General features: G+C 63.8%; 24 protein-coding genes. 9 read left to right on the top strand and 15 right to left on the bottom strand.

What is annotated here, in order from left to right; all coding sequences use genetic code 11:
• The first annotated feature begins 206 nt into the window (after nucleotides 1–206).
• Nucleotides 207–869: a L,D-transpeptidase family protein gene (locus BST42_RS04235; RefSeq protein ID WP_083117335.1), complete on the top strand. Its 663-nt coding sequence runs from the start codon at nucleotides 207–209 to the stop codon at nucleotides 867–869.
• Nucleotides 870–942: 73 nt separating this feature from the next.
• Here BST42_RS04235 and BST42_RS04230 read toward each other — a convergent pair whose 3' ends face one another.
• Nucleotides 943–1,425 carry a nuclear transport factor 2 family protein gene (locus BST42_RS04230; protein ID WP_083117334.1) on the bottom strand — a complete coding sequence of 161 codons (483 nt, stop codon included), beginning with the start codon at nucleotides 1,423–1,425 and terminating at the stop codon, nucleotides 943–945.
• A gap of 53 nt (nucleotides 1,426–1,478) precedes the next feature.
• Between BST42_RS04230 and BST42_RS04225 the strand changes: the two genes are divergently transcribed.
• On the top strand, nucleotides 1,479–2,312 hold the full coding sequence (locus BST42_RS04225) for a hypothetical protein (RefSeq protein ID WP_083117851.1): 834 nt from the start codon (nucleotides 1,479–1,481) through the stop codon (nucleotides 2,310–2,312).
• Entirely contained in the window at nucleotides 2,309–2,920 is a 612-nt protein-coding gene (gene wrbA / locus BST42_RS04220; RefSeq protein ID WP_083117333.1) for an NAD(P)H:quinone oxidoreductase, read from the top strand. Before BST42_RS04225 ends, wrbA begins: the two co-directional genes overlap by 4 nt.
• A gap of 128 nt (nucleotides 2,921–3,048) precedes the next feature.
• Here wrbA and BST42_RS29535 read toward each other — a convergent pair whose 3' ends face one another.
• Both BST42_RS29535 and BST42_RS04215 read right to left on the bottom strand, forming a co-directional pair.
• Nucleotides 3,049–3,192 carry a hypothetical protein gene (locus tag BST42_RS29535; protein WP_165760778.1) on the bottom strand — a complete coding sequence of 48 codons (144 nt, stop codon included), beginning with the start codon at nucleotides 3,190–3,192 and terminating at the stop codon, nucleotides 3,049–3,051.
• Nucleotides 3,193–3,436: 244 nt separating this feature from the next.
• Nucleotides 3,437–4,030, bottom strand: a complete 594-nt coding sequence (locus tag BST42_RS04215; protein ID WP_083117332.1) for a TetR/AcrR family transcriptional regulator — start codon at nucleotides 4,028–4,030, stop codon at nucleotides 3,437–3,439.
• 41 nt (nucleotides 4,031–4,071) lie between these two features.
• Between BST42_RS04215 and BST42_RS04210 the strand changes: the two genes are divergently transcribed.
• From BST42_RS04210 to BST42_RS04200, 3 genes are all read left to right on the top strand, one after another.
• On the top strand, nucleotides 4,072–5,307 hold the full coding sequence (locus BST42_RS04210; RefSeq protein ID WP_083117331.1) for a hypothetical protein: 1,236 nt from the start codon (nucleotides 4,072–4,074) through the stop codon (nucleotides 5,305–5,307).
• 3 nt (nucleotides 5,308–5,310) lie between these two features.
• A complete protein-coding gene (locus tag BST42_RS30010; RefSeq protein ID WP_308207483.1) occupies nucleotides 5,311–6,267 on the top strand; it encodes an NAD(P)H-dependent amine dehydrogenase family protein in 957 nt (318 codons plus the stop codon).
• Nucleotides 6,268–6,428: 161 nt separating this feature from the next.
• Nucleotides 6,429–6,821, top strand: coding sequence for an Rv0313 family protein (locus BST42_RS04200; RefSeq protein WP_083117330.1), 393 nt, complete (start codon nucleotides 6,429–6,431; stop codon nucleotides 6,819–6,821).
• On the opposite strand, the gene BST42_RS04195 is transcribed toward BST42_RS04200, so the two are convergent.
• The gene (locus BST42_RS04195; protein ID WP_083117329.1) at nucleotides 6,822–7,835 is read right to left on the bottom strand and encodes an alcohol dehydrogenase catalytic domain-containing protein; all 1,014 of its coding nucleotides are present in this window, start codon (nucleotides 7,833–7,835) and stop codon (nucleotides 6,822–6,824) included. It abuts the gene before it with no gap.
• A 122-nt stretch (nucleotides 7,836–7,957) separates the two neighbouring features.
• Between BST42_RS04195 and BST42_RS04190 the strand changes: the two genes are divergently transcribed.
• Entirely contained in the window at nucleotides 7,958–8,476 is a 519-nt protein-coding gene (locus tag BST42_RS04190) for a phenolic acid decarboxylase (protein ID WP_083117328.1), read from the top strand.
• Here the strand turns inward: BST42_RS04190 and poxB are convergent.
• From poxB to BST42_RS04150, 8 genes are all read right to left on the bottom strand, one after another.
• A complete protein-coding gene (gene poxB, locus BST42_RS04185; RefSeq protein ID WP_083117327.1) occupies nucleotides 8,473–10,209 on the bottom strand; it encodes a ubiquinone-dependent pyruvate dehydrogenase in 1,737 nt (578 codons plus the stop codon). The two genes, BST42_RS04190 and poxB, sit on opposite strands and share 4 nt — an antisense overlap.
• 9 nt (nucleotides 10,210–10,218) lie before the next feature.
• Nucleotides 10,219–10,476 carry a hypothetical protein gene (locus BST42_RS04180; protein ID WP_083117326.1) on the bottom strand — a complete coding sequence of 86 codons (258 nt, stop codon included), beginning with the start codon at nucleotides 10,474–10,476 and terminating at the stop codon, nucleotides 10,219–10,221.
• Nucleotides 10,477–10,554: 78 nt separating this feature from the next.
• Nucleotides 10,555–11,538, bottom strand: coding sequence for an ABC transporter ATP-binding protein (locus BST42_RS04175; protein ID WP_083117325.1), 984 nt, complete (start codon nucleotides 11,536–11,538; stop codon nucleotides 10,555–10,557).
• Nucleotides 11,535–12,524 (bottom strand): ABC transporter ATP-binding protein, encoded by a 990-nt coding sequence (locus tag BST42_RS04170; protein ID WP_083117324.1) that lies wholly within the window; start codon nucleotides 12,522–12,524, stop codon nucleotides 11,535–11,537. The genes BST42_RS04175 and BST42_RS04170 overlap by 4 nt, the downstream gene beginning before the upstream one ends.
• Nucleotides 12,521–13,483: an ABC transporter permease gene (locus BST42_RS04165; RefSeq protein ID WP_083117323.1), complete on the bottom strand. Its 963-nt coding sequence runs from the start codon at nucleotides 13,481–13,483 to the stop codon at nucleotides 12,521–12,523. The genes BST42_RS04170 and BST42_RS04165 overlap by 4 nt, the downstream gene beginning before the upstream one ends.
• A gap of 3 nt (nucleotides 13,484–13,486) precedes the next feature.
• Nucleotides 13,487–14,470, bottom strand: coding sequence for an ABC transporter permease (locus BST42_RS04160; protein WP_083117322.1), 984 nt, complete (start codon nucleotides 14,468–14,470; stop codon nucleotides 13,487–13,489).
• Nucleotides 14,470–16,101: an ABC transporter substrate-binding protein gene (locus BST42_RS04155; RefSeq protein WP_083117321.1), complete on the bottom strand. Its 1,632-nt coding sequence runs from the start codon at nucleotides 16,099–16,101 to the stop codon at nucleotides 14,470–14,472. The genes BST42_RS04160 and BST42_RS04155 overlap by 1 nt, the downstream gene beginning before the upstream one ends.
• A gap of 278 nt (nucleotides 16,102–16,379) precedes the next feature.
• Nucleotides 16,380–17,834, bottom strand: coding sequence for a hypothetical protein (locus BST42_RS04150; RefSeq protein WP_083117320.1), 1,455 nt, complete (start codon nucleotides 17,832–17,834; stop codon nucleotides 16,380–16,382).
• Nucleotides 17,835–18,276: 442 nt separating this feature from the next.
• On the opposite strand from BST42_RS04150, the gene BST42_RS04145 reads away from it, so the two are divergent.
• Nucleotides 18,277–19,101 (top strand): glycoside hydrolase family 16 protein, encoded by an 825-nt coding sequence (locus tag BST42_RS04145; RefSeq protein WP_237159276.1) that lies wholly within the window; start codon nucleotides 18,277–18,279, stop codon nucleotides 19,099–19,101.
• Nucleotides 19,102–19,122: 21 nt separating this feature from the next.
• On the opposite strand, the gene BST42_RS04140 is transcribed toward BST42_RS04145, so the two are convergent.
• A complete protein-coding gene (locus tag BST42_RS04140) occupies nucleotides 19,123–20,223 on the bottom strand; it encodes a ferritin-like domain-containing protein (protein ID WP_083117318.1) in 1,101 nt (366 codons plus the stop codon).
• 124 nt (nucleotides 20,224–20,347) lie between these two features.
• Entirely contained in the window at nucleotides 20,348–21,211 is an 864-nt protein-coding gene (locus BST42_RS04135; RefSeq protein ID WP_083117317.1) for a DUF4344 domain-containing metallopeptidase, read from the bottom strand.
• A 30-nt stretch (nucleotides 21,212–21,241) separates the two neighbouring features.
• Between BST42_RS04135 and BST42_RS04130 the strand changes: the two genes are divergently transcribed.
• A complete protein-coding gene (locus BST42_RS04130) occupies nucleotides 21,242–22,222 on the top strand; it encodes an SMP-30/gluconolactonase/LRE family protein (RefSeq protein ID WP_165760777.1) in 981 nt (326 codons plus the stop codon).
• 7 nt (nucleotides 22,223–22,229) lie between these two features.
• Here the strand turns inward: BST42_RS04130 and BST42_RS04125 are convergent, their stop codons facing one another.
• Entirely contained in the window at nucleotides 22,230–22,604 is a 375-nt protein-coding gene (locus tag BST42_RS04125; protein WP_083117315.1) for a DUF2834 domain-containing protein, read from the bottom strand.

Below are 22,604 nucleotides of genomic sequence, written 5' to 3'. Positions count from 1 at the left end.
TCGAAAATGGTATCCCTTGCGTTTGCCGGTCCGCTATTCACCAATAAGGGCAATACCCGCTCCGACCAGCATGTACACGCAGTTCAGCCGCTCCGAGAACGCCCGCAAATTCGCCCACGTCGACCAGACATCGTTAGCTGGCCCAGACGCAACCGTCACCGAACCTTGACTTGACCCGCCAGGAACCCCACAGGGACCATGAACCGATGCGTCGAGCCGTCGTTTCGATCTGTGCTGCCTTCAGTGCGGCGCTGCTCGCGCTGTCCTCGGCACCGCCCAGCCACGCTGAAACCCCCTGGTTCCAATCCAACGTCGGCAACGCCACTCAGGTGCTTTCCGTCGTCAGCACCGGCGGAGCCACCGCCAAAATGGACGTCTGGCAGCGCGGTGCCAACGGCTGGCAGCCTGTCCTCGTCGGGGTCCCCACCCACGTCGGCGCCAACGGCATGGTCCCGCAGTCCCACGACGGCGAAATGAAGACGCCGATGGGCATCTTCACTCTCGACTTCGCCTTCGGCACCGAGCCCAACCCGGGCGGCGGTCTGCAGTACGTGCAAGTTACGAAGGACCACTGGTGGGACGGCGACATGAAGAGCCCGACCTACAACACCATGCAGGTCTGCAAGAAGGCCGACTGCCCGTTCGACACCAACCCGGCCAGCGGTACCGAGAACCTCTACATCCCGCAGTACGCCCACGCGATCGTGATGGGCGTCAACAAGGCGCGCATCCCCGGCAACGGCGGCGCCTTCTTCGTCCACACCACCGACGGTGGCCCCACCGCGGGATGCGTCTCGCTCGACGACGACACCCTCGTCAAGATCATGCGCTGGCTTCAGCCCGGCGCGCTGATCGCGGTCGCTAAGTAGCGCTCATCGAGCGTGCGGGCTGTCGTTGACCGCAGCGACGATCGTCACCGACAAGCCCCACGCTCGACGCGAACTAGGGGTTCGGGTTGATCGCGGCGCCGGGCGTTGCCTTGAAGTTCAGTGCCTCGGTCGACATCGTGAACTCGTAGGTCCGGTCGTATCCGGTCTTGCTGATCTTCCAGCCGTCGGGCGTCTTGCGGTAGCGGTCGCGGTAGAACGCCGCACCCTCCAGCACGAAATTGAACTCCGGCACGATCACCCGGTCCTGCAGGTACCAGATGGCCTCGGCCTCGTCGCCGTCCACGCTGATCTCCGGATGGGTCACGCGGTGCTCGGTCAGAACTCCGGCCGGCATCGACTTGCGCATGAACTCCACCAGATCCTTGCGGTTGGTGAAGCGATGCTCCTCACCCAGGGACGAGCCGTAGTCACCGACGATGTCCTCGGTCAGGGTGTCGGCGAAATCGTCCCAATGCTTGGTGTCCAGCGCCCGCAGGTAGCGGTACTTGACCTGTTTGATCGCTTCGATTGCTTCCGCATCAGCCATGCCGGTCATTGCAGCACACCGAATCTGTCGCCGGGGGCGGTTGTCCCGGTGACAATGTGCCCATGGCTGAATCGGACGAGGCCGACGCCGCCGTCCCGCGAACCACCTTCATCGACGGCTTCCTGCGGTCGCCGTTCTCCGGCATCGCGCCGTGGATCCTCATGGCCATCATGTCGGGGCCGGGCCGCTTCGGGCAGGCCGCGGCCGCCGCGCTGGCCCTCACCCTCATCGTCATGTGGGCCGGCAGCCGCCGCGGCATCAAGGTGCATTCACTCGAAGTGTTCGGCGCCGTGGTGTTCGCCGGGTTCGTCGCCTTGGGCATCTTCGGCTCGCGGGCGCTCGTCACCTGGCTCGAGCTGTGGGCCGGCGAGATCACCAACGGCCTGTTGGCTGCCTACGCGCTCGCCACGCTGGCGATCCGACGTCCGTTCACAATCGCCTACGCCCGCGACACCGTCGACCCCGAACACTGGGACAGTCCACTGTTCATCCGGGTCAACTACGCACTGAGCGCGGTGTGGGCCGGCGCGTTCGTGATCAACACGGCGGTCGGAACGTTCGGCGACGCGGTGCTGCACGACGGCGACAACTTCTGGACCGGCTGGATTGTCCAGCTCGCCGTGACACTGATCGCCGTCGCCATCACCGAGTTTTATCCCGACTACGCGCGAGCGAAATTCTTGGCGGCCAGCGGTGAATCTACCGAAGCGCCACCATCATTCGGGAAGCTTCTGGAATGGCTGCCTGGATTCGTGATCGGCATCGGCGTCGCCGGTTGGGTCAGCGGTGCGCTTCCCGCCGGAGTGGGTATCGCATTGATCGTGGTCGGCATCCTCGCCGGGGTGCTCATGCGAAAGATGTTCCCGGAACACGACGAGAAAAAGGAAACGACATGACAAAACTTGCGGTCATCTATTACTCGGCCACCGGGCACGGCACCGCGATGGCCAAGATCATCGCCGGAGCGGCCGAACAAGCGGGGGCCGAGGTGCGGGTGCGGCATATCGCCGAGACTCGAGACCCGGAGTCATTCGCTCAGAACCCGGCATGGAGCGCCAATTACGACGCCACCAAAGACCTGCCCGCAGCCACGGGTGACGACATTGTCTGGGCTGATGCGGTCATCTTCGGTACACCCACCCGATTCGGCTCTCCTGCAGCGCAATTCCGAACGTTCATCGACTCGCTGGGTGGATTGTGGGCTCAGGGCAAACTGGCCGACAAGGTGTACGCCGCGTTCACGTCTTCCCAGACCGCCCACGGCGGGCAGGAGACCACGCTGCTTGCGCTCTACATCACGCTCATGCACTTCGGCGGCATCCTGGTACCGCCCGGCTACACCGATCCGCTGAAGTTCGCCGACGGGAACCCGTACGGGGTCAGCCACATCACCGGCCCGAACAACCAGAATCCGATTGCCGACGAGACGGCCGCCGCACTCGAGCACTTGGCGCGACGCGTCGTCACCATCGCCGGACGGCTCGGCCCCGCCGATCCAGCGTGAGTCTTGGCATCTGCGATGGCTTAGTTCTTCGCGCCAAAGGCGCTCTGTAGCTGATGAATTCGGCTACTGACGACGGTTGGGTCTTGTGATCGCGCCTGCGATGTCAGCCGTCTGAGGGCGGCGACGTGTCAGAGTTCGTTTTCGTAGCGCTGCGCGATGGCCACGAGTTCTTCGCGGACCGTTGACGGCGGCATAGCGCTGATACGTGCGTACAGACGGCGACGCGTCATGGCCCGCTTCATGTCTTTGCGGAACTGCGCAATCGACGACATTTTCTCAACTCCTTGATGTCCCCCGGGTCAGCAGGGGATTTGTTTTTTGCTGTAGACGTCCATCAATCAGGGATCGCCTGTTTGAAGGAACACCTCGATGCTCCTTGTTAATTTCAGGTAAATCAACTTTGGCCCTGTGAGATTCGCGACAGATGCGCGCCTATTGGACCTGTTTGTGGCCTGGGTCATGTGACCGCGCACACGATGAACGGCGGAGGGCGACGGCGTTCGCTGTAGCGCGGGCTCAGTCCTGTAGATACCGAGTGACCATGTCCACCAACAGCTGACGCTCACGCTGCCACTCCAGGTGCGAGTTCACGATCATCTCGACCAGCACCATGCCGCGCAGCGACGACCAGATCACTTCGGCCACGCCGGGATCGTCGGAGATCAGCCGACCCAGTTGGTTGATCGCGGTGTTGATCTCCAGCAGGTGGCGTTTGGCGCTGTCGCCGTGCGTGCCCCGGGTGGCCCGCAGAATCTCGAATGCCGCCAACGACGTCGGGCTGCTGTAGCAGCGGAATGCGGTGTCGACGACGACCTCGATGCGCTCCCGCAATCCCAGATCGGCGACGTCGGCCTCACTGAGGCTTTTGAGCAAGCCGGCCACACCCTCGTCGACGACGGCCATCAGCAACCCGTTGCGATCGCCGAAGTGGTACTGAATGACTCCCCAAGTGACCCCGGCACGCTCGGCGACGTGTTTGGCGGTTGCCGCCTGAAAACCCTCTTCGACCACGCAGCGCACCGTCTCGTCGATGATCAACGCCCGGGTGTCGTCGCCCCGCTTACGCGGCGCCTGAGTCTGCCGCGTCGGGGGAGTGCCCAGCGCTTTCACATCGTTGACTTTATAACATTGAGCCGACTATGTTTCGCGGTATGAGCCAGCCCCTCAGCCGCTATGCCCAGTTGTCCCGGGCCGAACTTGCCACTTTGGTCCCCGAACTGCTGTTGATCGGCCAGATGATCGACCGCTCCGGAATGGCGTGGTGCATCCAGTCCTTCGGCCGGCCCGAGATGCTGCAGATCGCCATCGAGGAATGGGCCGGCGCCAGCCCGATCTACACCAAGCGCATGCAGAAGGCCCTGAAGTACGAGGGCGTCGACATCTTCACGATCTTCAAGGGTCTGCAACTCGACATCGGAGCCCCGCCGCAATTCATGGACTTCCGCTACACCGTCCACGACAGATGGCACGGCGAATTTCACCTCGACCACTGCGGCGCCCTGCTCGATGTCGAACCGATGGGACCCGACTACGTCAAGGGCATGTGCCACGACATCGAGGACCCCACGTTCGACGCGACCGCCGTCGCCACCAACGCCAAGGCGCAGGTGCGTCCGATCCACCGCCCGCCGCGCACGCCTGCCGACCGGCAGCCGCACTGCGCCTGGACCGTCATCATCGACGAGTCCTATCCCGAGGTGACCGGCATCCCGGCGCTCGACATCGTGGCCAAGACCAAGGCCGCCAATTGGGAACTCGGCGCCATCGATCCCAATGATGAAGGCCAAGCTGATTATTCGGGCGTGCTGGTGTCCGACGTCGACTTCGGGGCGTTCTCGCACTCGGCACTGGTGCGTATCGCCGACGAAGTGGTGCTGCAGATGCACCTGCTGAACCTGTCCTTCGGCATCGCGGTGCGCGCCCGCGCGGGTGACAACGCAGAGCTGGCCACCGACATCTGCACCAAGCAGCTCGTCGGCATCGCCGGTGTGGCGGCCGAGCGCATCAAGCGAGCCCTCAAGCTGCCCAACGACTTTGACGGGCTGGCCAAGGTCATCGAACTGCACCCGCTGTTCAACCCAGCCGGTTATGTCGTCGCCGAGGTCGAGGGTGGTCGGTTGCATGTGCACCCCTCGCCGGCGCACGACGACGGCTCGTGGGTGCCGCTGTGCTCCCCGGCGTCCCCGGGACCGTTGCAGGCCATCGCCACCGCGGTCGATCCGTACATCGCGGTGCGCATCACCGGAACCGGTGACGATTGGACCGCCGAGTTCGAGAAGACCGAGACCCCCGCCAAGGATTCACCCGAGGTGGAGGTCACCAAATTCAGTCAGGGTGTCACCTTCGAGTTCGAAGAACGCCGCTCCCTGCCGCTGACGGTGGTGTAGTCGATGGCCTACCGCGTCGTGCAATGGGGCACCGGGGCGGTGGGGGTAGAAGCCATCCGCGGCATCCTGGACCATCCCGAGCTGGAATTGGTTGGCGTCAAGGTCTATTCGGAGGCCAAGGCCGGAGTCGACGCCGGCGTGTTGGCCGGCCGGGACCCGGTCGGCGTCACCACGGCGATCGGCGTCGACACCGCCGCCGCCGACGCCGTCGTCTATGCGCCACGGCACCCGTCGCTTGACGACGCGGTCGCGATCCTGGCGTCCGGGGCCAACCTGATCACCACCGCCTTCGCGTTCCACCCAGCGCGGATGGAACCGGCCGATCGCGACCGGCTGCAGCAGGCGTGTGCAGATGGCAGCTCATCGGTGCATGGCACCGGACTCAACCCCGGCAACCTCGGTGTAGTTATTCCGTTGGCGCTCAGCGGTATGTCGCGGACCGTCGAGCACGTGAGAGTGCAGGAGCGCGCCGACTGGTCGGTGTACGACAGCACCGAGATCACGTTCGACCAGATGAAGTTCGGCAGTTCGATCGACGAGGTGGACGCCGACACCGATGGACTGTGCTTCACCAGTCAGCTTTTCCAGGAACAGGTTTGGCTGCTGGGTGACGCGCTGAATCTGGGTGTCGACGAGGTCACCACAGAACTGGAACTGATTCCGGCGAGTGCCGATCGCGACGTGTGCGGGCGAACTCTGCGCGCCGGCACCGTCGCCGGTCAGCACTGGCAGTGGTCGGGCCTGTGCAACGGGGTCCCGGTCGTCGAGGTGGAAACGCTCTGGACCGTAGGCGAACCGCAACCGAAGCACTGGCCGGCACCCCGGCACGGGTGGACCGTCACCATCGAAGGAACCCCCTCGATACAGGCGCACCTGATGACACTGGCCAGCTTTCGTCGCGACGTTCCCTGGACGAACATGTGCGGTCAGCGAGCGTGGCCACCGCGATGCAGGCGGTGAACGCTGTTGGTGCTGTGTGCGATGCCGCTGCGGGATTCGTCACGATGGCGGATCTGCCGCTGAGCCTTTACCGCGGTGCTCGGTGAATCGAGGACTCGGTTTCGCCGTGCGCGAAGGTCAACTTCTCGACGGGGCCGCCAACTGCGCGCACACTGGCAGTCATGGATAACAACGGACCGTTCGGGTTCGATCCCGACGACATCGACCGCGTGGTGCGGCAGGCCAGCGAGGGCCTTCGCGACGCCTTCGGGCAGTTTCTGGCCAGCTCAGGGCAGGGCGCCGCGTTCGGGGGGCTGTTCGACGAGTTCACTCGTCGCTCACGGCCCCGCTCAGAACCTGAGACCGCGGGAGAGGCCGGTGACGGGGTGTGGGCGATCTACACCACCGATGCCGACGGCAAGGCCCGCGTCGAACAGGTCTACCGGGACGAGCTCGACGCGCTGCGCGCGAACAAACACAACACCGACCCCACCCGAAACGTCCGGTTCCTGCCCTACGGGATCGACGTCAGTGTCCTCGACGCGTCCGAGCACGCCGAGGACAACACCGAGTAGCTACATCGTCAGGACCATGCGATAGCGCGCACGGCCCTCGTCCATCGCTGCGTACGCCTCGGCGGCCTCAGCCAGCGGCCGCTCCTCGATGCGGGCCCGCACCCCGGATTGCAGCGCGAAGTGCAGCGTGTCTTCGACGTCGGCCGACGTTCCTGATGGATGCCCGACCACGCTGAAGTTGCCGAAGATCAGATCGCCCGGCGCGATGGGCAGCGGGTCGAATGTGGCGCCGACGATCACCAGTTCGCCTTGCGGCGCCAGCCCGGGGACCGTGGCCGCCATGGCTGCCGAGTTGGCCGCGGTGGCCAGCACCACCTGTACGCCGCCGAGTGCCTGCAGGGCCTCACCGACGTCGCTGGCCGTGGAGTCGACGTAGTGATGGGCGCCGAGTTCCTTGGCGTCGTCGGCCTTGCCCGCTCCGCGTGCGATCGCGATGGTCTCGAATCCCATGGCGCGAGCCCACTGCACACCAAGGTGTCCGAGCCCGCCGATGCCGAGGACGGCCACACGGTCCCCGGCCACCGCGCGGGTCGTGCGCAGCGCGTTGTAGGTCGTCACGCCTGCACACCCCATGGGTGCGGCTTCGGCGAACGACAGTCCGTCGGGGATGCGGGCCAGCGCGGTGCGCGGCACGATCACTGATTCGGCATAGCCGCCCGGATAATTCCAGCTCGGCACCTCGAGGTTCACGCACTGCATGAACTGGCCCTTACGGCACGGCAGACACCTGGTGCAGTTGCCGCCGAACCAGCCCACAGCCACCCGGTCGCCCACCGCGAAACCCTCGACACCAGAGCCCAATTCGGCGATCGTGCCGGCGATCTCATGGCCGGGAGTAATAGGCCAGGTGAGATTCGGGAAGGACCCGGTGACGAAGGCGTGGTCGGTGCCGCATACCCCGCAGGCGTTGACAGCAATGCGCACATGGTCCGGCGGGGGTGAGGTGGTCTCAACCTCCGTCAGCTCCAGCGGAGCGTTGGCTGCTTTCACGTGGACGGCGCGGTGTGTGGCCATGGGCTCCCTCGATTCGTTGCGATGCTGGGTAAAGCAAACTCGACTCAGCATAGCGGTCTTCCTTTCGATTCTGCCTCGCCGGGTCCTGTTTGAGAACGGTTGGGCTGGGCACGCCACCCCTCATGACCAGCGTCGAGCATCCGATTCCCCCGCAAGACTTGTCAGCGATCACCGGGCACCGCTTCGTCTACACCTATGCCAACGGCTGGCAGTACGAGATGTACGTGAAGAACGCTCACACAATCGATTACCGCATCCATACCGGGCACGTCGGTGGCAGATGGGTCAAAGGTCAAGAGGTGGATCTCGTTCAACTCGACGACGACAGCTTCAAGATCTCATGGACCGAACCGACCGGAACCTCCGTGGCCGTCAACGTGATGCCGGGGAAACGTCGCCTTCACGGCGTCATCTTCTTCCCGCAGTGGATTCAACAGCACGGTGAGCGCACCGTCTGCTTTCAGAACGATCACCTCGACGAGATGCGTCAGTACCGCGACGAGGGCCCGACGTATCCGATCTACGTGGTGCCCGAATTCGCCTACATCACGCTCTTCGAGCAGGTAGGCGAGGACGACGACTCGGTGATCGACGTGGCACCCAGCGAGCTCCCAGCCGGGTGGGCCGACCGGACCAACTAGTCGAGGATGCGCCGGGCGACGTTGGTGCTCACCAGGTCGAGCAACTCGTCGCCGCGTCCGGCCAGGATGGTGCGGATCGCGTACAGCGTGAAGCCTTTGGCCTGCTCGGCGGAAATCGCTGGTGGAATGGACAATTCCTGACGGGCCGTCACCACATCGATCAGCGCCGGACCGTCGTAGGCCAGTGCATCGGCCACCGCTTGCTCCAGATCCGCGGGCTGTTCGACTCGCCGCCCGAACAGTCCGATCGCCCGAGCGACAGCTCCGAAATCGGGGTTCTTCAGCTCGGTGCCGAAGTTCACCACCCCGGCGGCCTTCATCTCGAGTTCGACGAAGTTCAGCGACGAATTGTTGAAGACGATGACCTTCACCGGCAGGTTGTTCTGCACCAAGGTGAGTAGCTCGCCGAACCCCATGGTCAGTCCGCCGTCGCCCGCCAGGGCGATCACCTGACGTCCTGGGAATGCGGTCTGCGCGCCGATCGCGTGCGGCAGCGCACACGCCATGGTGCCGTGCGTGAACGATCCGGAGAGCCGCCGCCGGCCATTCATCGTCAGGTACCGAGCTGCCCACACCGTGGGTGAGCCGACATCGAAGGTGAACACCGTGTCGTCGTGAGCGAGTCGATCAACCACGCCCGCAACGTATTCCGGACGGATGGGGGTCTTGTCGCGGTCGTTGACCGCGAGCGAGTCGAGCGACCTGCGGGTGCGTTGATAGTGGCTGAGCGACCGGTCCAGGTGCGTCCGGTCGGCCTTGCGGGACAGTAGCGGCAGCAGCGCGTCGATGGTGTCCTTCACCGAACCGACCAAACCGAGATCCACCGGTGTACGCCGGCCGAGGTGGCTGCCGCGGATGTCGACCTGGATGACTTGAGCGTTGTCCGGATAGAACTGCGAGTACGGGAAGTCGGTGCCCAGCATCAGCAGCACGTCGGCTTCCTTGATGGCCTTATAACCAGATGCGAAACCGAGCAACCCGGTCATCCCGACGTCGAACGGGTTGTCGTATTCGATGTGCTCTTTGCCGCGGAAGGCATGCACGATAGGCGAATTCAGAGTCTCGGCAAGCCGGAGAAGTTCGGTGTGCGCGCCTGCGGTTCCGGCGCCACCGAGGATGGTCACACGCGACCCCGCGTTGAGGATGTCCGCCGCGCGCCGCAGTGACTCGTCGTCAGGGCGCAGCACCGATCGGGTCGGCCGTACCGGTTTGGTGTTCCAGTCACGGTCGGGAAGCTTGGCCAGGAACACCTCGCCCGGGATCACCAGGACCGCGACTCCGTTTTCTTCGATCGCGGTGCGCATCGCGATCTCGACCAGGCGTGGGGCCATTTCCGGAGTGCTGACCAACTCGCAGTAGACGCTGCATTCGCGGAACAACTCCTGCGGATGCGTTTCCTGGAAGTAGCCGGTGCCGACCTCGCTGAGCGGGATGTGCGCAGCGATCGCCAACACCGGAACCCGGGTGCGTTGGGCGTCGTAGAGACCGTTGATGAGGTGGGTGTTGCCGGGTCCGCAGCTGCCGGCACACACCGCCAGCTGACCGGTCAGCGCGGCGTCGGCAGTCGCGGCGAACGCAGCCGTCTCCTCGTGGCGTACGTGCTCCCACCTCATGCCCTCGGAGCGCCGGATCGCGTCGGTGAAGCCGTTGAGGCTGTCGCCTGGTAGGCCGTAGACACGGCTGATGCCACTGGATTTCAGCGCTGCGATGAGATGCTGGGCGACGGTAGGCACAGCAGAAGTCTAGGCCTCAGCGGCGACGGTCACCGGGCGAGCGGCCTGGCCGAAGGACTCTTCCTCGGTCCGGCGGCGGTCGATGGCGAAGCAGGCCAGGCTGGCCAGGAACGCGACGACGGCGATGGCCGCGGCCAGCGCTGACGGACCCGGGCCACCCGGACCCAGCGTGCTCAGGAACAGCGCAAACGCCACGATTGCCGACAGATTCAACATCAGGCCCAGCGTGCGGAGAACCTCTCCCGTGCCGCCATCCTGATCGTTCATGATCGCCCCTAGTGTCCGAGTTGTGCTGGCTTAATATCCCCGCACAAAGCCAGGTCGAAACGTGTGAGCGACGGTCGATCAGAACCGGGGGTGATGGCAGGCCGCGAAGTGTGCGGGCTCCAGCTCGGCGAGAGGCGGTTCCTCGGTCCGGCAGATGTCAGTGGCGAAGGTGCAGCGGGTGTGGAACCTGCAGGCAGGCGGCGGGTCGACGGGGCTCGGGACGTCACCTTCGAGGATGAGGCGTTCGCGGGCGGTATTTCTGCGAGGGTCGGGTATCGGCACCGCCGACAGCAGCGCGTTGCTGTAGGGGTGCAGCGGGTGTCCGTAGAGCCCGTCGGCGCTGGCGTGCTCGACGATCTTGCCCAGATACATCACCGCCACTCGATCCGAGACGTGGCGCACGACACCGAGGTCGTGCGCGACGAACAAGTAGGACAGGCCGAACTCGTCCTGCAACTCCTCGAGCAGATTGACGATCTGGGCCTGGACCGAGACGTCGAGCGCCGAGACCGGTTCGTCGGCGATGATCAACTTGGGTCTCAAGGCCAACGCGCGGGCGATGCCGATACGCTGGCGCTGGCCGCCGGAGAACTCGTGCGGATAGCGGTTGAAGTGTTCAGCCTGCAGCCCCACCCGGTCGAGTAGCTCATGTACTTGTCGCTTCAACTCGGCGCCGCTGGCCAGGCCGTGCAAGGCCAGGGGATCACCGATTATCTGCCCCACCCGCTTGCGGGGGTTCAACGAGGCGAACGGATCCTGGAAGACCATCTGCATCTGACGACGTAACGGCCGCAGTTCGCGACGCGACCGCCCGACCAACTCCTGGCCCTCGAAGCGGACCGATCCCGACGTCGGTGTCACCAGCTGAAGAATGGCTCGGCACAGAGTTGACTTGCCGCAGCCGGATTCGCCGACCAGGCCGAGTGTTTCCCCCTCGTGCAGAGTGAATGTGACTCCGTCGACGGCGCGTACCCGCGCCACTTCCCGATCGACGACGACGCCGGACTTGATCGGGAAATGCTTGACGAGGTCGGTGACCTCGAGCAGAGGATCGCCCTTCATCGATTCGCCACCTTTTCGGCGGGGGTCAACCAACAGCGGTCCAGGTGTCCAGCGTCGGTCACGCGAGCCTCCAGAGTCGGTGGCTGCGTGCACTTGTCGAAGGCGAACTTGCACCGTGGGGCGAACCGGCACCCGGTCGGAGGGCTCAGCAGCGACGGCGGCGACCCACCGATTTGGGGAAGCCGGTCCGGTCGGTCTTCGTCCAGACGGGCGATCGAGCCCAGCAGCCCCCAGGTGTAGGGATGCTGCGGGTTGTAGAACAGCTCTTCCAGAGGTGCGTCTTCGACGATCTGCCCGGCGTACATGACCACCACGCGGTCGGCCAGCTCGGCAACCACGCCGAGATCGTGGGTGATGAGCACGACCGACAGGTTGCGGTCACGGTTCAATGTGTCAAGCAGACGCAGGATTTGGGCCTGGATGGTGACGTCGAGCGCGGTGGTGGGCTCGTCGGCGATCAGCACTTCGGGCTCCAGTGCCAGCGCCATGGCAATCATCACGCGTTGGCGCATACCGCCGGAGAATTCGTGTGGGTAGTCACGCACCCTGCGTTCCGGGTTCGGGATGCCCACCGAGCGCAGCAGGTCGACTGCATGAGAAAGAGCTTCGGACCTGGATACGTCGCGGTGAGCGCGGATCATCTCGGCGATCTGATCGCCCACCCGGTACACCGGATTGAGGGACGTCATCGGATCCTGGAAGATCATCGCGATGTGTTCGCCACGGATGGTTCGCAATTCGCTGTCGGACAACCCGGTGAGTTCCCGGCCGTCGAAGATCACCGAGCCGCTTATTCTCGCGTTGGGCGCCCGGGTGAGTCCGATCAGGGTCTGCGCCGTGACGCTCTTGCCGCTGCCCGATTCTCCGACGACGGCGACGACCTCGCCGGGGTGGACCTCGAACGACACACCGTCGACCGCGTGCACCACTCCGTCCTCGGTGGCGAAGCTGACCCGCAGGTCGGTGACGGTCAGGATGGGGTTCATGCGGGGGCCGCCTCTCCTAGGCGGATTCGCGGGTCGAGAACCGCATAGAGAATGTCCACGATGGTGTTGAACAGCACGATGAAGAAAGCGCCGAACATCGTGATGGCCATCAGCGGCGGCAGGTCCAGCTTGCCGATCGCCTGTCCGGCGTAGAGGCCCACACCGTTGAGGTTGAAGACAGTTTCGGTCAGGATGGCCCCGCCGCCGACCACCGCGCCGAAGTCGAGGCCGAACAGCGTGACGATCGGGATCATCGAATTGCGCAGCACATGCCGCATGCGCACCTGGCGCTCACTGATTCCCTTTGCGCGAGCAGTGCGCACGTAGTCCTCGTTCATCACGTCGAGCATGTTGGAGCGCAGGACGCGACTGTAGAAACCCACATAGAGGACCGCCAGGGTGATCCACGGCAAGATCAGGTGGTACAGCCAATTCAGCGGGTCCTCCGTCAAGGGAACGTAGCTACCAGTCGGGAACAGCTGGACCTTGAAGCTGAAGTAGTACAACAGTATTGCTGCCAGCCAGAACACCGGCATCGAGATTCCGACCAGCGACAAGATCGTCAGTGCCCGGTCGGTGAACCCACCGGCACGAACCGCGCTGAGGTACCCGAACCACACCGCAAGTGCCATCCACAGAATCGCGGCGCCGATGGTGAGCGACAACGTCACCGGAAGCCCGTTCCAAATCTGCTGCGCCACATTCTGATTGCTTGCATAAGAGGTGAGTTCGCCGGTGAAGATCTGCTTCATCATCGTCAGGTATTGCACCGGCAGGGGCTGATCGAGGCCCAGATCGGCGCTCACCCGGGCGATGAGTGCAGGGTTTGCGTTTTTGCCGGCAATCCGGGCGGCCGGGTCGGAGTTGGGGATGACGTTGAAGATCAAGAACACGATCACCGAGATGGCGAACAGTACGGCGATCATGCCGATCAGCCGACGCGCGATGAACCGGGCCATGGGCTAGTGCTCCAAGCGAATCTTGGCGCGCGGGTCCAGCGAGTCGCGCAAGCCATCGCCGAACACGTTGAGAGACAGCACGGTCAGAACGATCATCAGCCCGGGAACGATCGTCAGATGCGGCGCGGTGTAGATGGTTTGGTAACCGTCAGCGATCATCGTGCCCCACGAGGCGTTCGGCGGCCGCACACCGGCCCCGAGAAATGACAGGGCTGACTCCAGCAGCATGTTGTTGGCGATGTTGAGAGTGAAGAACACGATGATCGTGGACACGATGTTGGGGAGAAGCTCGGAGACCATGATGCGCACCGGTCCTTTGCCTTGGGCGACAGCGGCTTCCACGAACTCCTTTTCACGTAGGGCCAGGATCTCGCCGCGAATCGGCCTGGCCATATACGGCACGTAGACACACCCGATGATCAGGATGGGAATCCACAATGAGTCTCCGGCGATTTGCAGCCCGCCGACACTAATGCCGCCGAGAGCCAGCGTTGTGCCCAGGGCGATACCGAGCAACAGCACTGGGAAGGCCCATACGACATCGAGAATCCGCGACAGGATCGAGTCGATCCAGCCTCGGTAATAGCCGGCCAACATGCCGACGACGACAGCCAGCAGCGTGGTGATCACTGCGGCAGCGACGCCCACATAGATCGACGTCCGACCGCCGTACATCAGGCGCACCATGACGTCGCGGCCGTTCTGGTCAGCACCGAGCAGGTAACGACCGCGAAGCCCGGGCCCCAACGGGGTTCCGTCAGTCGCGACGATGTTGGTCGGTTGCCCGTCGATCAGGATCTTGTCGGTGATGTGGTTCTGGTTCGGCCCGGTGTGGGCGACATGGTCGGCCCACAGCGGTGCTGCAAGGCTGAACACCACGATGAGCAAGAACAGCACGCCGAAGGCCAGCGAGACCTTGTTGCGCTGCAGCCGAATCCAGGCCAAGTGCCAGGGACTGCGCCCTCGCACAGCAGTCGGAGGCGCCATTACTTGAGCGCGAACGACGTGTAGTCCTGGTTGAACAGAAGATGGTGATAGGACTTGTCGAAGTTCATGCGCTCGGAGACGAACGTGGTGTATTCCTCGTTGCCATAGGGGGCCCACACGGCCTGCTCCATGTAGGCCTTGTCCAGCGCCGCGTACTGCTTCTTCACGTCGCCGGTGAGCTGCTGAGTCAGCAACTCGTTCTGCTTGGCGTCGAGTTCCGGCAGGTTGGCCTGGGAGAAGTTGTTGCTGTTGGTCGGGAGGATGCTCGCGCCGTTGAGCAGTGGACGGAAGAAGTCGTCGGGGTGTGGGAAGTCCTGGAACCAGTCGGCGAACCCGGTATCGAGATCGGGAGTCGAGGTGTTGCCGATCGTGGTGAAGTACACGTCGCCGGCGATCACCTTGAGTTGGGCGTTGAACCCCAACTGGGTCAGCAGATCGTGATAGTACTCACCGATCCGCTTGCGGTCCGGTTCGTCGTCGGTCCAGACGGTGATGTCTTTGTCGGTTGGATTCGCCTCGGCCAGAAGCTGTTTGGCCTTGGCAAGATCAGGGCCGGGATACAGCTTGTACTCCTCGTATCCAGGCATGCCGGGCGGAAGGATCTGCTGGGTCGGGTGGAGCCGGCCGCCGAACACCCGGTTGAGCGCCTCCGGGTCGATGGCGTAGTTGATGGCCTGGCGGACCTTGAGGTCGTTGAAGGGTGCCTTCTGGGTGTTCATCCAGAAGTAGTAGGTGTTGATCGAGTTCTCGAGCCGGAATCGGCTGCTGTATTTGGCTTTGACCTCGGGTAGCCGGTCGGCGTCGGGTGGGTCGGTCATGAAGTCGATCTGATTCTGTTCGACGCCGGTGACCTGCGAAGAGTTGTTCTTGTTCTGGGTGACCGTGATCTTGTCGACCTGCGCATCGGCGACCTCGCTGGCACCGGCGTCCTTGACCGTCTTGAACTGCGGATTGCGCTCCATCGTAAGCGTATTCGGCGCGTCGACCTTGGTGATCACAAACGGGCCACTCGCGGGCGGCGGGTTGTTGGTGACGTCCTTGTCCAGTGTGGTGGTCGGTGGTACTGGGGCGGCGAACATCAAGGCCAGGACGCTGTTGAACGTCCCGTTGGGCTTGTCCAGCTGGATGGTGATGTCACCGCTGTTGTCATCGGCGGCGATGCCGCTGATGGTGTCGGCTTTACCGTCGGCGAAATCCTTTGCGCCGACGATACCTTCGTAGAACACCGAGCCGCCGGAATTGGCCTTGAACAGGCGCTTGATGGCGTAGGTGAAGTCAGAAGCCTTGATGGGGGTGCCGTCGGAGTATTTCATGTTCGGCCGTAGGGTCAGCTTGTAGGTCTTGCCGTCCGGCGAGATCTGTGGCATGTCCTTGGCGAGGCCGGGAACGATGTCTGTTCCCGCATCACCCTTTTGGTGCTTGTACGTCAAAAGTGGGGTGTAGACGTTCCACAACACTTCCCATCCCTCCAGTGTGTAGGACAGCTGTGGGTCTACATAATCCGGGAACGAGGTCATGGAGACGTTGATGTCTCCACCCTGACTGCCGCCGCCCTTGCCGCCACACGCCGCTATGCCAAATGCGGTCACGGCCGCCACAGTTCCGATGGCGATGACGTTGCGCAGCTTCATATCGCTCCCTTGATCAACAGCATCCGGACAGAGTCGAGTGATAGGAGACTCTGCCGTAACTCTTAGATCTTGGCGGCAGAACGGCGCGACCGCATCTGGAGAAATGCGCGGCCAGGAGGGCATGAAACGCCAGCGTTACCGGCCCGGTGGTTGCTGGAATCACGCCGCGGCGTGCCGGTTTCGATTGCGACAACCAGCAAACCGTAGTGGGAGCGGGTACGGTCGCTAGTTGTCAAGCCGCGCTAGCGATTTGCGACTGCGCGGCGAACCCGACTCGATCAGGCGGTCTGTAACCCTGAGTGACCCGGCACGTGCAGGTAGCCGTTGGGGTCGGCCTCGTCCCAAATCGCCGCGTAGATCTGTACCTTGAGCGCCTGGGCCGCCGCTTCGACATTGAGCACATCGGCCAGTTCGTCGTAGCCGTAGTACAGGATCGACAGAGCTGTGGTCGTCAGCAGCACGTCATTGATCGCGCTCTGTGCTGCGTCCCGGTGGCCGAGGGAGGCTTGGTAGAGCGCAGGCAGCAGGTTGGCGATCGGCGCCACGGCGCTCAGGCCGGGCACCATCTGTGAGACGCGCCAGCTGGCTTCATAGAGCTCACGCACGACGGGCCGTACTTCGACGGGAAATGCCGCCACCAAAGCCTTTTCGGCGCCGTATACCGCCTCCGGCATGCCGTAGGGCTTCGGGTCGTCGGCCGGGAAGGGATTGATCACGTCCGGGAGCTGAATGTCCGGCAGGGTGATGTCGCCGGCCGACGGGGTCACCGCTGCGGCGAGCGTAGCCGTCGCCTCGGGGGTCACCTGGTCCGGCGGTGGGGTCGTCGTCGACAGCGGCAACCCGGACTCACCGCGGATGTGCAGCAAGGCAAACGGGTCGAACAGGTTCCACAGCGAGCCGATGAACCAGGACTGCAACTGCAGGGCAGGTGCTTCCAGGTTGAGCACGTCGGCGACCTCGTTGTAGCCGTAGTACAAAATCGCGATCGGGTTGATCGTGACGATCAGGTTGTTGATGACGCGCTGGGAGGCTGCCTTGTCACCGGCGAGCGCGTCGGGAAGCTCAGTGATGATGTTGGTGAACGGGACGATGATGTTGACCCACGGGATCGTCTGGGTGAGGCGGTAGCCGAGCTCGAATCCCTCACGGGCGACTGCCTTTACGGGGTTGGGGAATATCGCCATGAAGGACTGCTCGAGAGTCCAGATCGGGCCGGGCATATCCTGCGGTGCCGGCTCGGGCGGCATCCACCGGAACGGGTTCCAGAACGCCGTCGCGATTGAGGCGGCGGCGGTCGGCGTTGCGGCAGCCGTCGGCGTCACGGCAGCATCCGCCGTGGTCGTTTCGGTGGTCACGGCGGCAGCGGCGGGTCGGGGCGCGGCATGTCCGGTGCCCTTGAACAGCCCTTCGAGTTTCGTGACCTGAGCGGCCTCGAACTCGGCGGCGGTGGTTGCAACCGATTTCAGCGCCGACGCGGCGGGCTTGGAGTCGGAAGTTGCTGCGCTGCTGATCTTGTCGGCGGGCTTCGACACCGCCTTGGTGCGCTTCGTGGTGCCGGTGGCGGACTTCTTCGGGCCGGCGTTGGGCTTGGCCGAATCTGACGCGCTCGATGATGAATCCGATTTGCCGGTGTCTGCGCTTGCTACGCCTTGGCTTGCTGCGGCAACAGCCGCGCCCACCCCGACCGCAACCGCGAGTCCGCCAACGTACCCGACGTATTTGTTTGACCCCATTTGCTGACCCTTCGTTAGCTCTAGGGCATCGTAGAGGAGCGGGCAGGTCAGGGCCACCCCAAACGGTAAACGGCGCGGTTCCGAATGCTTGCCCTCGCGCAACGGCGGGGTTACCCAGCAGCCTCGCAGGAAGCCGTCGGCTGCGGACCGCGAGAACAGAATCCGAGGTCACCGCATGTTTGCGAGGCTGGCTCGGCGCGAGCCGGTCTCCGTCGAAATCAGCTGTCGAAAATTAGCGGCGAGGTAAGGATGTGGTCGGCGTGGCGACACGCGGTCGCGACACTTCGCGCCGCGACACCCGCGGGTCGTATACGAATGTTGGCCGGGTCGTTTACGCAGGTAAATCGACCGTTCACGATGAGTTCGGCCAGCGGGAGTAGAAGTGACGGCCCCGGTTGCGAGTCCGGCCAGGATTTCATTCTATGGTTTAGCCGTGCCAGAAATTGATCGTCGCAGCCTGATGCTCATGGCGGGGTTCGGCGCGGTCGCCGCCGCGCTGCCGATGCCGGCGGCAGGTGCCACGCCCACCCGTCCGCAAGCACCGGCTCCGAATGCCGCGGCGCCTGCGTATCTCTTCCATGACGAGTTCGACGGGCCGGCAGGCTCGGCTCCCGATCCCTCGAAGTGGCGGATCGCCAAGGCGCGCGAGACCATCAAGAACCCGGTGTTCTGGGATCGGCCCGAGAACATGGGCCAGTACCGCGACGATCGTCAGCACGTCTTTCTGGACGGCAATTCCAACCTCGTCATCCGTGCGACCCGCGACAACAACAAGTACGTCAGCGGCAAGGTCTTGGGGAACTGGTGGGGCGGAATCGGGACCACCTGGGAAGCCCGGATCAAGTTCAACTGCTTGACCGCGGGCTGCTGGCCGGCCTGGTGGCTGATGAACGACCATCCCGAAGTCGGTGGCGAGGTGGACCTCGCCGAGTGGTACGGCAATGGTGAATGGCCTTCGGGGACAACCGTTCACGCGCGTCTGGATGGAACCTCCTTCGCCACCCAACCGACGCCGATCGACGGAAACTGGCATACCTGGCGTGTCACGTGGAACGACTCGGGAATGTACTTCTGGAAGGACTACGTCGACGGCGCCGAGCCGTACTTCACGGTTCCGGCCAACTCCATCGACGACTGGCCGTTCAACTTCCCCGACTACCGGATGTTCCCGGTGCTGAACCTGGCCGTCAGCGGCTCAGGCGGTGGCGATCCGCGCGGGGGTACCTACCCGGCCGACATGCTCGTCGACTACGTGCGGGTCTGGTAACAGACCGGGGGAGCGCTGGCCCTAGCTCATGCCGGCCGCGATCACCTCGTCGACCTCAGTGGCACGGGCCGCCATTTCGGCGTGCGCCTTGTCCAGCGACTCGGCCTGATCCTCATCGGCCTTCATCAGCGAATCGATGTTGAGGTCGGCCATGTCGTGAACGCCCATGTCCCGGAAGGCTTTTTGCACCTTGTCGCCCCACAGCCCGATGTCCTTGACAATCGGCACGATGCGGCTGAACAGGTGCGAGCGGAACTGGATCATCAGCGGCGAATGATCGACCCACTCGGCGCACTCCTTGACATTGAGACCCAGCCTCTCCATGACCTCCTCGCCGCGGAACCGGTCACGCATCAGATAGCAGGCATCCACGACGAATTCCTCACGGTCGTCGCGCTCGGCCGTGGTCAGCTCGGAGTAGTAGTCCTTCAACGAGATTCGTCCGAAGGCGACGTGACGGGCCTCGTCCTGCATGACATATGCGAGCAACTGCTTGGCCAGCGAGCCCTCTGGCGCCAGGTCGCGCTGCACCCCGAACGCTGCGAGCGCCAGGCCTTCGATCAGAACCTGCATGCCCAGGTACGGCATGTCCCAGCGTGAGTCGCTGAGGGTGTCTGCCAGCAGAGCGGAAAGGTTGGAGTTGATCGGATAGACCAGACCGATCTTCTCCTGCAGGAATCGTGAGAAGGCTTCGACGTGCCGGGCCTCGTCCATGGTCTGGGTGGCGGCGTAGAACTTGGCGTCCAAATCGGGGACCACCTCGACGATCTTGGCCGCGCACACCATGGCCCCCTGCTCCCCGTGCAGGAACTGCGAGAAGTTCCAAGCCTGGTTGTGCTGGCGCATCTCGGCGCGGCGCTTCTCGTCCGCTGACTCCCACGCCGGGCTGCCGAACAGCGGATGGAACTCGTCGGGCATTCCGACCGGGTTCATCGGGTCGACGTCCAGGCTCCAGTCGATGCGCGACTGCGCGTCCCACTGCTTGTCCTTGCCCTTCTGATAGAGCGACAGAAGTCGGGCCCGTCCCTCGTCGTATTCCCAGGTGAAGCGAGCGTCGCCGGCGCTGGGGACCTCCCACGAGTAGGGGTCGGGAACCTGGGTGTACATGTCTTTGGTGGTCACGAGTTGTCGCCTTTCGCCCCGGTCTTATGACTTGAATCACACAGTGCGCCCGGTTCGGCGGCCCCGTCAAGCGACATCGCCTGATCAGCGAAATTGAAGTAGACGATTACTTAACGCGGGCTCGCTACTTCCAGTGCTCGTCGAGCAACGTCGACCAGGCGTGGCTGAGCTGCTTCCACTCGTCCGGGCAGCCCTGCGCACGCTCCTGGGGGAGCCCGCCGTCGGTGATCATGTCGGCGTTGGCGTCGGGGTTGGACCCGTAGATCCAGCACTGCAGGTTGTACACGCGCTGCTGGTCCAGTGAGTGGACGTCGGCCATATCCGCCGCGCCGAGTTCGGTGCGCGCAGAGGCCGACGCTTGGAAAGCCCGGGCGAAGTTTGTGATGGCCTTCAACGACTCGGAATCGACTTTGCCGTTGTCGCCGGGCGTCAGCAGGATGTACGCGGCCAGTTGGTCGGCGGCGTCTTCTTCCTTGCCGGTGATCGGAAGGTCGTAGAGGGTGATCGCCATGTGGCCGGTCTCGTGATAGAAGGTGGCGTCCTCGGAACCGATGGCCGACGCGGTGGGGTCTTTGTCGCCCGCCTTGGTGAAGATCTTCTCGCCAAGGTCGGCATCCTCGTAGCAGATGGTGATGGTCTTCTGGCTCGGACTCCAGAAGGCGTTCGCCTGGTCGCATTGCGAGCCGTGCAGGGGGATGTCCTGGGGCAGTTTCAGTGATTGGTTGATGTCGTCGGCAAGGTCTTCAAGAACCTTGTTGTCCTGCAACAACTTTTTGCCGTTCTGCGCTTCAGGACTGGTGGCATCGTCATAGGTGACGATCATCTTCCCGCCGGCGTCCGCCGTCGCAGTGTCCTCGGGGCCCTTGGACTTCGCGGTGTCCGACGCCGCTGAGCCGCCTGAGGATTCGGCCTTCTCCTCAGTGCCGCCGCCCCCGCATCCGGCAAGCAACAGCCCTACTGCCAACACCGGGAGAATCCGAGCGTTCATCTTCGCGACCTCCGTAGAAGCGACCTGTTATTGACACGTTCGCAGATTTGCGCCGGTGGTGGGGGTTTTAGATCAGCCTCGCCAAGAAAGATTGCCGACGAACTGGGAACATGGGCGGGCATCTACCGCCAGCAGGGAGACCAAGTGCCGCCGAAGCCAGACGTCCTGTCAGACCATCGCGACGAGCTCGGTGAAGGACCATGGTGGGACGCCGAGGACGGCACTTTCTACTGGGTGGACAGCACCGGATGTTCAATCCACTGGGTTCGCCTGGACGGCAGTGACGTCGCCACGATCTCTACGCCCGGCGAAGTGGGCTTCGTCGTGAAAACCCGGTCCGGGCTCCTTCTCGCCGGCTGCCGTGACGGCCTCTACTCCTACAACGGTGATGGATGGCAGTCGAAGTGGACCGGTAGTTGGGACACCTCGAGCGTGCGGTGCAACGACGGAAAAACTGACCGTAACGGGCTTCTGTGGTTCGGCACGATGCACGACGCCGAGACCGAGCCCGTCGCGCATCTCTATCGCCTTCGGGATGGACGGCCGCAGGTGCAGCTTGACGGCGTCACTGTTTCGAACGGTCTCGGCTGGTCGCCGGACGGCAAGCTGATGTACTACGCGGATTCGCCTACCCAGACGATTCGGGTCTTCGATTACGACGCGTCGGCCGGTGAGATCAACAACGGACGAATCTTCGCGACGGACGTGAAGCCTTCCGACCCGGACGGCCTCACCGTCGATGCGGATGGGTGTGTCTGGTCGGCGAAATGGGATGGGGGCAGGGTCGTCCGGTATACGCCGGACGGCCGGATCGATCGTGAAGTGGAGGTGCCGGTGTCGCGCCCGACCAGCTGCATGTTCGTAGGCAGCGATCTGCGCACGCTGGCCATCACCTCGGCTCTGCCTGACGTGCCCGACACGGAACCACTCGCCGGCGCGGTGTTCCTCGTCGACGCCGGCACTCAGGGCTTGCCCGAGACACGGTTCGACGAGCAGCAGCTCACGGGTTAGGTCGAGTTCAGTTGGCTGCCAGATTGTTTCGCTCGGCGAGTTTGAGCTGTCTGGCAATCAGGAAGAGCGGGAACGCCACGCTGATGGCGATCAAGAAGCCAGCCGCGACATAGGCCCACACGAAGCGGACCCCGAGTCGACGACCCTCGGCGACCATGAGCACGACAGCCGCCAGCGCGACGATCAGCAAGTCGTTGGTCAACGACGAGGTCGCGTAGTTGACGTACCCGGCCGAGAAGAACCCGGTGATGCCGCCGTTGCCGTCGCTGAGCATGTAGGCAATCGTGTTGCCGAAGGCGAACACCAGCGCGGCGATTGCCAGGACGAGGTAGATGCCGCAGAGCAACTTGTCCATTGGAGATAGGCGCGAAATCGTCGTCAT

This window comes from Mycolicibacterium rhodesiae, assembly GCF_002086695.1.
GTDB lineage: Bacteria > Actinomycetota > Actinomycetes > Mycobacteriales > Mycobacteriaceae > Mycobacterium > Mycobacterium rhodesiae.
The sequence above is the reverse complement of the archived record's forward strand: the minus strand, read 5'-3'. Positions and strand labels throughout refer to the sequence as shown.